The 12,774-nt window shown below is 67.0% G+C and carries 10 protein-coding genes and 2 pseudogenes; 3 read left to right on the forward strand and 9 right to left on the reverse strand.

Annotation, left to right across the window (positions count from 1 at the left end; all coding sequences use genetic code 11):
• Positions 1-142 precede the first annotated feature (142 nt).
• From L6444_RS23195 to L6444_RS23225, 7 genes and pseudogenes are all read right to left on the reverse strand, one after another.
• Positions 143-724 (reverse strand): DNA-3-methyladenine glycosylase I, encoded by a 582-nt coding sequence (locus L6444_RS23195; RefSeq protein WP_236977498.1) that lies wholly within the window; start codon positions 722-724, stop codon positions 143-145.
• Positions 721-1,086 carry a DivIVA domain-containing protein gene (locus L6444_RS23200; RefSeq protein WP_236977499.1) on the reverse strand — a complete coding sequence of 122 codons (366 nt, stop codon included), beginning with the start codon at positions 1,084-1,086 and terminating at the stop codon, positions 721-723. The genes L6444_RS23195 and L6444_RS23200 overlap by 4 nt, the downstream gene beginning before the upstream one ends.
• Before the next feature lie 45 nt (positions 1,087-1,131).
• Positions 1,132-2,106 (reverse strand): glucosyl-3-phosphoglycerate synthase, encoded by a 975-nt coding sequence (locus L6444_RS23205; protein ID WP_236977500.1) that lies wholly within the window; start codon positions 2,104-2,106, stop codon positions 1,132-1,134.
• Complete coding sequence (gene folP, locus L6444_RS23210) at positions 2,103-2,951, reverse strand: dihydropteroate synthase (protein WP_236984355.1); 849 nt, start codon at positions 2,949-2,951, stop codon at positions 2,103-2,105. The genes L6444_RS23205 and folP overlap by 4 nt, the downstream gene beginning before the upstream one ends.
• Before the next feature lie 207 nt (positions 2,952-3,158).
• Complete coding sequence (locus tag L6444_RS23215; RefSeq protein ID WP_236977501.1) at positions 3,159-5,228, reverse strand: PPE family protein; 2,070 nt, start codon at positions 5,226-5,228, stop codon at positions 3,159-3,161.
• A 122-nt stretch (positions 5,229-5,350) separates the two neighbouring features.
• Positions 5,351-7,124: pseudogene (gene fadD6, locus L6444_RS23220) on the reverse strand (long-chain-acyl-CoA synthetase FadD6).
• Between the two features lie 16 nt (positions 7,125-7,140).
• Positions 7,141-7,695 (reverse strand): TIGR00730 family Rossman fold protein, encoded by a 555-nt coding sequence (locus L6444_RS23225; protein ID WP_236977502.1) that lies wholly within the window; start codon positions 7,693-7,695, stop codon positions 7,141-7,143.
• A gap of 71 nt (positions 7,696-7,766) precedes the next feature.
• Here L6444_RS23225 and L6444_RS23230 point away from each other — a divergent pair, with 71 nt between their 5' ends.
• The 3 genes from L6444_RS23230 to L6444_RS23240 all read left to right on the forward strand — a co-directional run bounded on the left by L6444_RS23230 (position 7,767) and on the right by L6444_RS23240 (position 11,481).
• Positions 7,767-9,884 carry an ATP-binding protein gene (locus L6444_RS23230; RefSeq protein WP_236977503.1) on the forward strand — a complete coding sequence of 706 codons (2,118 nt, stop codon included), beginning with the start codon at positions 7,767-7,769 and terminating at the stop codon, positions 9,882-9,884.
• A gap of 107 nt (positions 9,885-9,991) precedes the next feature.
• On the forward strand, positions 9,992-10,666 hold the full coding sequence (locus tag L6444_RS23235) for a cellulase family glycosylhydrolase (protein ID WP_236977504.1): 675 nt from the start codon (positions 9,992-9,994) through the stop codon (positions 10,664-10,666).
• Positions 10,667-11,001: 335 nt separating this feature from the next.
• Positions 11,002-11,481 (forward strand): hypothetical protein, encoded by a 480-nt coding sequence (locus tag L6444_RS23240; protein WP_236977506.1) that lies wholly within the window; start codon positions 11,002-11,004, stop codon positions 11,479-11,481.
• 65 nt (positions 11,482-11,546) lie between these two features.
• Here the strand turns inward: L6444_RS23240 and L6444_RS31270 are convergent.
• A pseudogene (locus L6444_RS31270) lies at positions 11,547-11,678 on the reverse strand (hypothetical protein); the annotation flags it as partial.
• Positions 11,672-12,736, reverse strand: coding sequence for a succinyl-diaminopimelate desuccinylase (gene dapE / locus L6444_RS23245; protein ID WP_236977508.1), 1,065 nt, complete (start codon positions 12,734-12,736; stop codon positions 11,672-11,674). The gene dapE and the pseudogene L6444_RS31270, both read right to left, overlap by 7 nt.
• Positions 12,737-12,774 lie beyond the last annotated feature (38 nt).

The following is a 12,774-nucleotide window of genomic DNA, read 5'->3' on the forward strand; positions in this document are numbered from 1 at the left end:
CGCGGACCTGGTCGGCGCCGAGCATGCCCCGCCAGTGAATTTCCCGCCATACCCGACTTTGAACTGCCAAATCACCCCCCTATTGTTCCCTATCGCGGGGACCAGGTGCACAAAGACCCGCATCTAGTGCCAACTGAGGTTGTCAATTCTCGGTTGGCCGCACCCAGCAGGCGCGGACGTGGTCGTCGACCATGCCGGTCGCCTGCATCAGCGCATAGGCCGTGGTGGGTCCGACGAAGCGGAACCCGCGACGTTTGAGTTCCCGCGCCATCGCCTTCGATTCCGTGCTCGCTGAGGGGATTTCGCTCAGCTCGGCGAACCGGGGCCGCGGTTCGGGAGCGAACGACCACAGCAGGTCGGACAGGTCCTGAGGCGAACCGAGCTCTGCGGCTGCGCGGGCGTTGGCGATCGTCGCCTCGATTTTGGCCCGGTTGCGCACGATAGACGCGTCGGCCATCAGGCGTTGCACGTCGGCATCGGTGAACCGGGCGACCTTCTCCACATCGAACCCGTCGAAGGCGCGCCGGAACTCGGGTCGTTTGCGCAGGATGATCAGCCACGACAGACCGCTCTGGAACGCTTCCAGGCTCATCCGTTCGAACAGTGCCACCCCGTCTCGCACCGGGCGGCCCCACTCGTAGTCGTGGTAGTCGCGGTACAGCTCAGCGTCGGGTCCGGGCCGCGTTTCGGCCCAGCCGCAGCGAACCAGGCCGTTCTCGGTCACGTCGGGCCCGAGCGCTCGGCGTCAACGGGGTCGACGCCAGGTTCGGCCACTGGCGCTTCGGCCGGCGTCTCGGCTCCGGAAGCCTGCAGTGCGGCCACCTGCCCGCGCAGTATCTCGATTTCGCGGGCCAGCCGGTCCAGCACCCAGTCCACTTCGCTGGTCTTGTAACCGCGCATCACCTGCGTGAACTTGACGGCGTCGATGTCGGCGCCGGTAACCCCGAAGGCCGGCAGCACGGTGGCCGTCGTCGCGCGCGGCAACGGCGGCAGCGGCTCGCCGCGGCCGAACAGCAGGCTCGCCGCGCCGAACAACACGATCGCCACCAGAACCAGCACCACCAGGTACAGCAACACCAACGCCACGAGAGTCGATCTTGCCCTACTGCACCGACAAGTCGGGGTCGGCCTTTAACGCGGCCGCAAAGCGTTCATCGGCGGCCGGTCGGCCAACGACACCGGCCAGGTGTGCTGGGTGTATTCCTCCGAATCGGGGCCGACGGGGAAGAACTGGGTCAGCCCCACCCCGGAGTCGGGAATACCGCACCGCGACAGCAGGGTGGCAATGACCTGCCGGCTCATCGCGCCGAGCTCCTCGAGCGGGCGGTTACGATGTTGGCGGACCCCGAGGTTGACCTGCGTAATCGCATCCAGACCCAGCCGGTCGAAGGTGTCTACCAGCAGGCCGATCTCCACGCCGTAGCCCGGCGCGAACGGCAGCGACGCCAACAGCTCGCGGCTGGCCGCATACTCCCCGCCCAACGGCTGCAGCACACAGCCCAGCTCCGGGCGCAACGCCGCCAACAGCGGCCGCGCCACGAGTTCGGTGACCCGTCCCCCGCCGGTCGCGTTCGCGGACGCGTCACCGGAGTTCAGCGGCCGCCGATAGAAGCCCTTGACCAGGTGAATCCCGTCACCGGTGAGCAGTGGGCCGACGAGATGCGGCACGAACATGGGATGCGGGTTGACCAGGTCGGAGTCGATGAACACCACGATGTCGCCGCTGGTGGCCGCCAGCGAGCGCCACAGCGCCTCGCCCTTGCCGGGCCGGGTGGGCAGCTCGGGCAGCGCCTGCTCGCGACTGACCACGCGGGCGCCGGCGGCGATGGCACGGATCTCGGTGTCGTCCGTGGACCCCGAATCGAGCACGAGCAACTCGTCGACCAACCCGCCTCGGTCCCGGACCAGCGGCGAGACGCTGTCGATGACCGATCCGATCGTTTCTTCCTCGTTGAGCGCCGGCAGCACGACCGAGATCGTCCGCCCGGCTTTGGCGGCGACCAGCTCGTCGATCGTCCAGCGCGGACGGTTCCAGCTGCGGTCGGCCAGCCAGGTGTCGCCGGGGCGCGCCGAGAGCCTGGCCAGATCCAGCTCCGAAGCCGTCATGCCAGTCCTCTCACGGTGCGCGCCGGGGCACGAATGCCCTGGATCGAGGCCACCATCTCCAGCACCCGCCGGGTGGCGGCGACCTGGTGGACCCGGAACATGCGTGCTCCGGCGGCCGCGGCCAGCGCGGTGGCCGCCAGCGTGCCTTCCAGTCGTTCGGTCACGTCCACACCCAGAGTCTCCCCGACGAAGTCCTTATTGCTCAACGCCATGAGCACCGGCCACCCGGTCTCGACAAGCTCGGCCACGTGCCGCAACAGGATCAGGCCGTGGAACGTGTTCTTGCCGAAGTCGTGGGTGGGGTCGATCAGTATCCGGTCGCGGGCCACTCCGACCGCGACGGCCCGCTCGGCGGCGGCGGTGACCTGGCAAATCACGTCGTCGACCACACCGCGGGTAGTCGTACCGTAACTGACTCGGAAGGGTCGTGTCCTGGGCGCGGCGCCGCCGGTGTGCGAGCAGACCAGCCCGGCGCCGAATTCGGCGGCCACCTGCGGCAGGCCGGCGTCGATACCGGCCCAGGTGTCGTTGACGATGTCGGCGCCGGCCGCGCAGGCCAGCCGGGCTACCTCCGAGCGCCAGGTGTCGACGGAGATCAGCTGATCGGGATAGGTAGCGCGCAGCCACTCGATGAAGGGCACCAGCCGGGCGACCTCAGTGTCCGGATCCACGATCTCGCCGGGGCCGGCCTTGACCCCGCCGACGTCGATGACGTCGGCGCCCTCGGCGACGGCGCGGTGCACGGCCTCGCGGGCGGCGTCGTCGCTGAACGTCGCTCCCTTGTCGAAGAACGAGTCCGGGGTGCGGTTGATGATCGCCATGATCAGCGCGCGATCGGCCGCCACCGGGCGACCGCACAGCGTCGGATGGCCGGCTGACGCCGGCGGTGTCGACTGCACGCTCCCATAGTGCCTGGTGTGCCCTTTTACCGCGCGAGCGTGACGGTTCGGCTCACCGGAGTCACCGATCCCGGCGCAACATTTACGGACCCGTGGCGATTCGCTCAGAGCTCCAAATGGCCGGGATCGCGCTAGGCACTTCTTCAGGATTCGCTAATTGAAGAATCCCGACTGGTGATCGCCCGTGTTGAACCCACCCGAGTTGAAAGACCCCGAATTGCCGATTCCGGAGTTGCCGCCAATCAGGCCACCGTTGAAGAAACCCACGTCGCCGCCGGATCCTTGTGGCGCGTTGCCGAACCCGATGGCGCCGTCGCCTTGGTTGGCAATGCCGACGCCATTGGAACCTGAATTCCAGAATCCGGTGTTGTCGTTCCCGGTGTTGAGGACCCCGGCGTTGTGTGCGCCGATGTTTCCGACGCCTTCGTCGAAATCGCCGGTGTTGCGGAATCCCGACGTCCCGCTACCCACATTGTTGAACCCTGACGTCCCCACGCCCACGTTCCCGAATCCGGAGTTGACCGATCCCGTGTCGTAGGCACTGCCGAAACCGGTGTTCGTATTGCCCGCATTCCCAGCACCGGTGTTCGTGTTGCCGGAGTTGCCGAATCCCGTATTCGTGTTACCTGAATTCAGGACCCCGGTGTTGGCGGCACCCGAATTTCCAATGCCTACGTTCGCGAGACCGGAGTTCGCCAAACCCACGCCATTACTGCCGGCGTTGAGCGCACCTATCGTGTAATTGCCGGAGTTGCCGAAGCCGACGGTGTCGTGTCCGGCATTCCAGAACCCGACGTTGGCGCCATACCCGGTGCCGTCGCTGACCGGCGGACCAGAGTTGGCAAATCCAACGTTGGTGCTGGCGGAATTGTTGAAACCGGTGTTGATGTTGCCGGAGTTCCAGAACCCGGTGTTCACATTACCGGTGTTCGCGAATCCGGTGTTGAAGTCACCCGAGTTGCCGAAGCCGACATTGCCGTTACCCGAATTGAAGAATCCGATGTTGTTGTTACCTGAGTTGAAGAGGCCGATGTTCCCACTACCAGAATTCAATCCGGCGAGATTGATACCGAATTGATTGTCGCCGGTGAGCCCGATCCCGAAATTGTTCGTCCCGGTATTGCCAAACCCGAGGTTGTTCGTGCCGGTGTTCCCGAGCCCAATGTTGAAGTTTCCTTTGTTGCCGACGCCGATGTTGCTGTTGCCCAGGTTTCCGTTGCCGAAGTTGTGCATCCCGTTGTTGCCGAAGCCGACATTGGCATCACCGATATTGCCGCTACCCAGGTCTTGGCTGCCCAGGTTCCCACTACCCAGACTTCCGTTCCCATAGTTCCCGCTGCCGACGTTGTCTTTGCCGATGTTGCCGACGCCGAGGTTGAAGCTGCCGGTATTGCCGCCACCGAGATTGATACTACCGAGGTTGCCTAAGCCGACGTTGGAATAGCCATTGTTGCCGATGCCGATGTTCGTGTTACCGCCGCTGTTTCCGGCGCCGAAGTTCAGATTTCCATTGTTGCCGAGTCCTATATTGAGATTGCCCGTATTTCCGGCACCGATGTTGATGTTGCCCTTGCTCCCATTGCCGAGGTTTGCGTTCCCCACATTGCCGCCGCCGACGTTGAACTGGCCGGTGTTGTTGAACCCGATATTCGGGAAGCCATTATTAGCCAAGCCGCTTAGGGCAGCACCCAGACCCGGGAGGCTCGGCAGCGCCTCGGCCCAAGGCACCAGCTGCGCAACCGCGGATGACGCGCCGCCGTGATATCCCAACATTGCCATTACATCCTGAGCCCACATCTGCTCGTATTCGCACTCGGCGGCAGCGATCGCCGGCGCGTTCTGCCCGAACACATTCGACACCACCAACTGCACCAGCTCGTTGCGATTCGCGAGCACGGCAACCGGGTGCACGATCGCTGCCCGTGCGGCGTCGAAAAGGCTCACCAACGTCCGCGCCTGGCCCGCCGCCCCGGCCGCCTGGTCTGCTGCGGCAGCCAGGAATTGCGCGTACGGACCGGCGACAGCGGTCATCGCCGCTGCCGCCGGGCCCTGCCAGGCCTGCATCGTCAGATCCGACGTCACCGACGAGAATGATTTCGCCGCGCTACCGAGCTCCGACGCCAGCGACTCCCAGGCGGCTGCGGCAGCCAGCATGGGCTCCGACCCCGCCCCGGTGTGCATCAACACTGAGTTGAGTTCAGGTGGATTCAGCACAAAGTTCATGGCGAAAGTCCTCCCCCGCACGATGGCGTGATGTTGCACGTGTATTTCTCACGCGTGCAACCAGGACTTATCGAACCCCACGGCACGTGGCTAAGTCAATAAGTAAATGGTCGTTCGGAGCGTCAGCCCTGCGGGCGCTTCCCTGCCGCGACCTCGGCAGGGTATTCGTCGTAGAACGGCACATAACCCTCTTCGCGCCCGGCCAGCACGTAGAGCGGGTCCTCGACGTCAGAGCCGTAGCCCTGCTTACGCAATTCGACCTTGCGGCTCTTGAACGTCGTGGTGTGCTCCAGCGATTCCACCACCCGCACAAACAGCGGCAGCGCATACGACGGCAGCTGGTCGTAGACCGCGCGGGCCAGGGCGGCACCGTCTAACTCCGCCCCCTCCCGCAACTTGATCGCCGCCATCCCGGCGCGTCCGCCGGTGTCGGGCACCTCCACCCCGAACACCGTGCATTCCTCGACCTGCGGATCGGAAGAAACCGCACCCTCCACCTGGGTGGTGGCCACGTTCTCGCCCTTCCACCGGAACGTGTCGCCCAACCGGTCGACGAACGCGGCGTGGAACAGCCCCTGCGGGTTCATCACGTCACCGGTGTTGAACCAGGTGTCGCCCTCCTTGAAGGCGTTGCGCACCAGCTTCTTCTCGCTGGCCGACTTGTCGGTGTAGCCGTCGAACGGCTGCAACCGGTTCACCGGGCTGAGCAGCAGGCCCGGCTGGCCGGCCGGCACCCGTCGCACCCGGCCAGCGTGGTCACGCACCGGTTCGCCGGTATCGGGGTCGTACTCGACGTAAGCCAGCGGCATCGGCGAAATCCCGGTGCTGCGTGGCACATTGAACACGTTGATGAACGCAGTGGTGCCTTCGCTGGCGGCGTAGAACTCGCACACCCGCGGGATGCCGAACCGGTCGGTGAATTCGTCCCAGATCTCCGGACGCAGCCCGTTGCCGGCCACCACGCGCACGTCGTGGGCTCGGTCGGTCGGCTTGGTCGGCTGGTTGAGCAGATACCGGCAGAGTTCGCCGATGTAGATGAACGCGGTGGCCTCGCTGGCGATCACCTCGTCCCAGAACCGCGACGCCGAGAACGACTTGCCCAGCGCCAGCGTCGCCCCGCTGTTGATCACCGAGGACACCGCGACCGTCAGCGCGTTGTTGTGGTAGAGCGGCAGGCAGCTGTACAGCGTGTCGGTGGCCTTCAGCCGCAACCCCAACCCGCCGAACGCACCCAGCGCCTTGAGCCACCGGTAGTGCGTCATCACGCTGGCCTTCGGGTAGCCGGTGGTGCCCGAGGTGAAGATATAGAAGGCGGTGTGCTTCGCCCGCACCGCGGATACCGACGCCGGGTTGGTGGCGGGGGGTGGTGGCGAACCGTTCCAGATCCTCGATGGTCAGCACCTCTGCCGCCGATCCGCCGGATTCGCTGATGGCGCTGACCAGGTCGGATTCGGCGACGAGCACCTTGCTGTCGAGCACGCCCAGACTGTGCGCCAGCACGTCGCCGCGCTGGTGATAGTTGATCATCCCGGCGATCGCGCCGCATTTGACCACGGCCAGCATGGTGAGCACGGCGTTGGGCGAGTTGCGCAGCATGACGCCGACGACGTCGCCGGGCCCCACCCCGCGGGCGGCCAACACCGCGGCGTACCGGTTGGCGGTCGCGTTGGCTTCGCGGTAGGTCAGTTGCTGGTCGCCGAACTTCAGAAAGACCCGGTCGGCGTAGCGCGCGGCGCGGTCCTGGAACACCGAGCCGATCGACGTCCTGGAACCCGGGCGGGCCAGCAGACCGGTCTGCACACCACGCACAATCGACGGCACATCGGCAATCAGGCCGGGAACACGTAAGGCGAGGTCGGTGAGTTTGATCCGGCCGCGCGCGCCTTGCTCGGACACGTGATCCCTCGATTCGTTATCTGTCTGGCGTGCAGGCTTGTAGCGCCTCGCTGACCTTATCGACCACCGTGAGCCGGTCGACCGCGGCCCGCGAGATATACCCGCTGTCGAGCAGCCCGTATATCCAGGCCCGCACGGGTTCGTAGTGCCCCCAGGGATCCAGTATCACAATAGGTTTGTCGTGCACGCCGAGATATCCCTCGGTCCATGCGCTCAACAACTCGTCCAGGGTGCCGACGCCGCCCGGTAACGCGATGAAGGCGTCGGCGCGGTGCTCCATGACCTGCTTCCGCTCGCGCAGGGTGTCGGTGACAATCAGCTCGTCGGCTTGGCGGTCGGCGAGTTCGCGGTCCAGCAGCATGGTCGGAATCACCCCGACGGTCCAGCCGCCGGCCGCGCGCGCCGCCTCGGCGACAGCGCCCATCGCCGAGACGTTGCCGCCGCCCCAGACCAGGGTCCAGCCGCGCTCGGCGATCGCCGTTCCCAGTGTTGCGGCGAGTTCGAGCAGTTCGGGATGGGTCGGCGTGGCGGCGCAGTAGACGGCCACCGCCCGCTGGTCGGTGGGGGGCATATCCGAAACCTAAACCACTCGGCTGCACCCTGCGCACCCTGTTCGCCGGTCGCTGGCCATAGAGTCGACTCGTGCCCATGCGCTGGAACGTCCCTCGACACACGGCGGCGCTGGAGCGGTTGGATGTCGCGCTGAATCAGTCGGGCGGGGCGGTGGTGCTCGGGCCCGACGGGGTCGGCAAGTCGACCCTGGCCCGGTTGGCGGCCGAACGTTACGTCGGTGAGCACCCGGGCACGCTGACCCGGTGGGTGGTCGGGACTCCGACCGAGCGGGTGGTGCCATTCGGCGCGTTCGGGCACCTGATCGAGGTCGCCGAGCTCGGCAAGCCGGCCGCGCTGTTGCGGGCGGCGCGGATGTCGTTGACCCGGGCCGCCCAGCAGGGTGACCTGCTGCTCGTCGTCGACGAGGCGCACGACCTGGACATCCTGTCGGCCACGCTGGTCTATCAGATGGCCCGTACCGGGGCGGCCCGGATGCTTGTCACCGCGCGGGCCGACGCGGCCCCCCAGGCGATCGCGGCGTTGTGGGCCGACGGCCTGCTGGATCGGATCGAGATCGAGCCGCCTGCTGGTGCGACGACGGCGGCCGAAGTCGACGCGTTCCTGGCCGAGTTGCCAGCGCCGGCCCGGGCGGTACTGGACTATCTGGCGCTGGTCGAGCCGCTGACGCTGGCCGACCTCACCGCGCTGGCCGGGGACGGCGCGGTCGATCAGGCCGAGGAGTTCGGCGCGGCCGAAACCCGGGTGCGCAACGACGACGAGCCGGTGGTCTACACCGCGCACCCGCTGTTCGCCGAACGCGCGCGGGCGCAGTTAGGTGCGGACGCTCGGCGCAAGCGCACCGAGTTGGTCGAGTTGCTTTCCCGGCATCCCAGCGAGCATCCCAGTGATCGGCTGCGACTGGCGTCGCTGGCGCTGGACAGCGACGCGTTGCAACCGGCCGACGAGGTCGCTGCGGCCGCGCAGCAGGCGCTGCGGCTGGGTGACTTGCCGCTTGCGCAGCGGTTGGCCCGGGCGGCGGTGGACCGTTCGGGCGCTTTGGAGCCGCGTCTGGTGCTGGGTCAAGCGCTCGGCTGGCAGGGACGTGGACGCGAGGCCGGGCAGGTGTTCGCGGCGGTTGATCCCGCTGGTTTGTCGGAGGCGGAGCTGATCGCCTGGGCGGTGCCGCGGGCCGCCAACCAGTTCTGGATGCTGGGTGAGCCGGAGAAGGCGGCGGCGTTCTTGCAGACGACTCGCGCCCGGGTGAAAGATCCAGCGGCGCAGACCGTGTTGGACGGGCTGACCGCAACGTTCGCGATGAATTCCGGCAATCTGGCGCGGGCGATCGCGCTGTCCACCGAGGTGTTGTCGGCTCCGGCGGCCGGCGATACCGCGGTGGCATGGGCGGGCAGTGCGGCCGCGTTGTCGTCGGCCCGGATGGGACGGCTCGGCGACGTCGAACGCCTAGCCGAAAAGGCGTCGGCCGCAGAGCATCCCGGCCTGCTGCGGTTCACCGTCGGGCTGGGTCAGATCACGTCGCTGGTGATGGCGGGCCAAGTCGAGCAGGCTCAGACGCTGGCCCAGGAGTTCACCGACTTCGCCGAGTTGCAACAACCCGGCCGCGCCATCGGCGAGGTGCTGCTGGCTTACGTGTTGAATGTGCGGGGCGAATTCGCCACTGCTGCTGCACTATTGGAGCCAGCTGCCGCCGAGCTGGAGCGCACCGGCTACTCGTGGGGTCCGCTGTCGTTGATGTTGTTGACGACAGCCATCGCCCGGCAGGGCGACATTCCCGGATCGGCAAAAGCGTTGCGCCGCGCGGAGAATCGGCACGGGACCAAGTCGGCGTTGTTCGCCCCGGAGCTGGGGATGGCGCGGGCCTGGACCAGGCTGACGGCGCGGGATGCTGCGGGCGCGGTGGCCGCGGCACGGGATGCGGCGCGGATGGCCGAGCGCGCCGGGCAGTCCGCGGTGGCGGTGCTCGCCTGGCACGACGCCGTGCGGCTGGGTGAGGTGCGGGCGGTGGAGCCACTCAGTCGGCTTGCAGCCGAGATTCATTGCCTGGCGGCCGATATCGCTCTGCGTCACGCTCGAGCGCTGGCCGCCCGGGACGCGGCCGGGTTGGCATCGGTGGCCGAGGAGCTGGCCGCGCTCGGGATGGGTGCGGCGGCCGCCGACGCGGCCGATCAGGAGCGGCGCTACCCGGCTTGACGGCACCGATTGGGTGTGATGGCGGCGACTGGCGGCGCGCCGCATTGGAAGTCAAACGTGACCAGCCCGTATTGACCGGGTGACTATTACGCCTCACTGTTTCCAGAATGTTCCGTGCGGCAAGGCTGGTGGCAACCGGCCTGCTGCTGATCGCCGGCATGACAACACCGGCGTTCGTGGTCGTCCCCCCGCCGCCGGCGCATGCTGCGGCCGTCGGGCCGACGATGCCTCTTGGCCACAGCGGGCGGTGGATGACCGACTCCGACGGGCGCGCGGTCATCCTGCACGGTCTCAACCAGGTGTACAAGGTGCCACCGTATACACCGTCGGCTGACGGTTTCGGCGATGACGACGCGGCCTTCTTGGCGGACAACGGATTCAACGCGATGCGGATAGGTGTGATCTGGGCGGCCGTTGAGCCGCAACCACTCAGCTACGACGACAACTATCTCGCTTCGATCGCCCAGACGGTGGCCACGCTGGCATCGCACGGGATCATCAGCCTGCTCGACTTCCACCAGGACATGTACAACGAGCTGTTCGGCGGCGAGGGCGCCCCCTGGGTGGGCGGTGCAGAACGTCGGCCTGCCCAATCCGCAACTTGGCTTCCCCGGCAATTATTTCCTCAATCCCGCCGCGGAATATGCGTGGAATGCGTTCTGGCGCAACAATCCCGCACCGGACGGGATCGGCTTGCAGGACCACTACACGCGCGCCTGGGCACATGTCGCCGGCTACTTCCACGGCAACCCAGGGGTGTTCGGCTACGAGGTGCTCAATGAGCCGTGGCCGGGATTCATCTGGGAGGGTTGCTTCAACCCGGTGTTGGGCTGCCCGCTACAGGACCTGAAATTGACCGCCTTCTACCGGAAAGTGGTGCCTGCGATCCGAGCCTCGGATCCGGCGACGCTGGTGTTCTTCGAGCCGAACGTGTTGTTCGCCGAGGGAATTCACACCGACCTCGGTCGGGTGGTCGACCCCGAGCACCGGCTTCTCGTTCCACGACTATTGCGCCGTCGAGTCGATACTGCACAAGAGCATCACCTGCCGACTGGAGGACAGCGTCACCTTCACCAACGCCAGCCTCTATGCCGATCTGCACGGCATTCCAGCGCTGTTGACGGAATTCGGCGCCACCGACGACCTACCGAACCTGCGCGAGGTGCTCCACCACGCCGACCGGCACCGGCTGAGCTGGCTGGAGTGGGCCTATACCGGCAACGACAAGACCAGCTCGTCGCCAAACGGCCAGGCGCTGGTGTTCGACCCCAGCCAGCCGCCGACGGGCGGCAACGTGAACACCGCCAAGCTTGCGGTGCTCGCCGCGCCGTACCCCCAGGTGGTTGCGGGCACGCCGGGATCCTGGTCGTTCCGGTCGGGAACCTTCCGGCTGTGCTATTCGACCGAGCGTCCCGACCATGGTGGCCGCTTCGCTCCCGGCGCGCAGACCCTGGTATCGGTGCCGGCTATCGAATATCCCAACGGGTATCGCGTGAACATCAAAGGCGGACAGGTGGTTTCGGCGCCCAATGCACCGGTGTTGACGGTGGTGGCCAACGCTGGCGCGGACAGCGTCGAAGTCGTCGTGACGCCGTAGCGGCGATCGGCCGGGCCCGCCGATGCCGCACGTGCCGCCCGCGCGGTCGTGACGAGTTCGCCGAGCTAGTTGGTCGCGGGTGGTGGTTGGGGTTGGAAGGGTGGGTACCACCACCAGTGGGCGCGTTCGCCGGTGGGTCCGGTGCAGGGTTTCACCTCAGGTGGTGGAGTGGTGGGGGCCCGGGCCAGCGCTACCGGTTCAGATATCCCCGCAGCATCTCCGTCGCAGCCTTGATCTGAGCTACCGAGACCCACTCGTCGCGTGTATGCGCCAGGTTCGGATCGCCCGGGCCGTAATTCAGCGCCGGAATGCCCCGCGCGGCGAAGCGCGACACGTCGGTCCAGCCGTACTTGGCCCGCACCTGTCCGCCGGCCGCCTCGACCAATCCCGCGGCCGCCGGCGCCGAAAGGCCGGGCAACGCGCCGGCTGCGGAGTCGGTCAATGCGATGTCGACATCGAGCCCGTCGAGCACCTCGTGCACGTGCGCCAGCGCGGCATCCGCCGAGCGATCGGGGGCGAAGCGGAAGTTGACCGTCACCGAGGCCGCGTCGGGGATCACGTTTCCGGCGATTCCGCCGTCGATGCGCACCGCGGACAAACCCTCCCGGTACACACACCCGTCGATGTCGACGCTGCGCGCCCGATATCCCGCGAGCCGGTCCAGCACGGCACCGAGTTTGTGAATTGCGTTGTCGCCCAGCCATGATCGTGCCGAGTGGGCACGGGTTCCGTTGGCGCTGACCACAACTCGCAGGGTGCCCTGGCAACCGGCCTCGACGAAGCCGCCGGTGGGCTCGCCCAGAACTGCTACGTCGGCGGTCAACCAGTCCGGCAGTTCCCGCTCCAGACGACCCAAACCGTTTGCCGCCGAATCGATTTCCTCACAGTCGTACATCACCAGGGTGATGTCGTAGGCCGGCTCGGCCACGGTCGCCGCAAGGTGCAGGAAGACCGCGTCCCCGGACTTCATGTCGGAGGTGCCGCAGCCGTGCAATTGATCGCCCAGCAGCCGGCTGGGCAGGTTATCGGCCGCCGGGACGGTGTCCAGGTGCCCGGCCAGCAACACCCGCGAAGGCCGGCCCAACGCGGTGCGGGCCAGCACCGCGTTGCCGTTGCGAACGATCTCGAAGCCGGCGGTCTGCGCGCGCAGGGCCGCCTCGACCTCGTCGGCGATACGCGCCTCATGCCGCGACTCGCTGGGGATATCGACCAGTGCCGCGGTCAGCTCAACAGGGTCGCCACGCAAGTCCAACACGCGGCCCAGCCTAGTTCTCCGTGCTGGCGATCCAGCCG

The organism is Mycobacterium kiyosense, assembly GCA_021654635.1.
In the GTDB taxonomy this organism is placed as follows: domain Bacteria; phylum Actinomycetota; class Actinomycetes; order Mycobacteriales; family Mycobacteriaceae; genus Mycobacterium; species Mycobacterium kiyosense.

Excerpts from the sequence above, each read along its gene's own strand:
- L6444_RS23205 (WP_236977500.1), bottom strand. The coding sequence starts at position 2,106 with ATGACGGCTTCGGAGCTGGATCTGGCCAGGCTCTCGGCGCGCCCCGGC.
- L6444_RS23215 (WP_236977501.1), bottom strand. The coding sequence starts at position 5,228 with ATGAACTTTGTGCTGAATCCACCTGAACTCAACTCAGTGTTGATGCAC.
- L6444_RS23225 (WP_236977502.1), bottom strand. The coding sequence starts at position 7,695 with ATGCCCCCCACCGACCAGCGGGCGGTGGCCGTCTACTGCGCCGCCACG.
- L6444_RS23235 (WP_236977504.1), top strand. The coding sequence starts at position 9,992 with ATGTTCCGTGCGGCAAGGCTGGTGGCAACCGGCCTGCTGCTGATCGCC.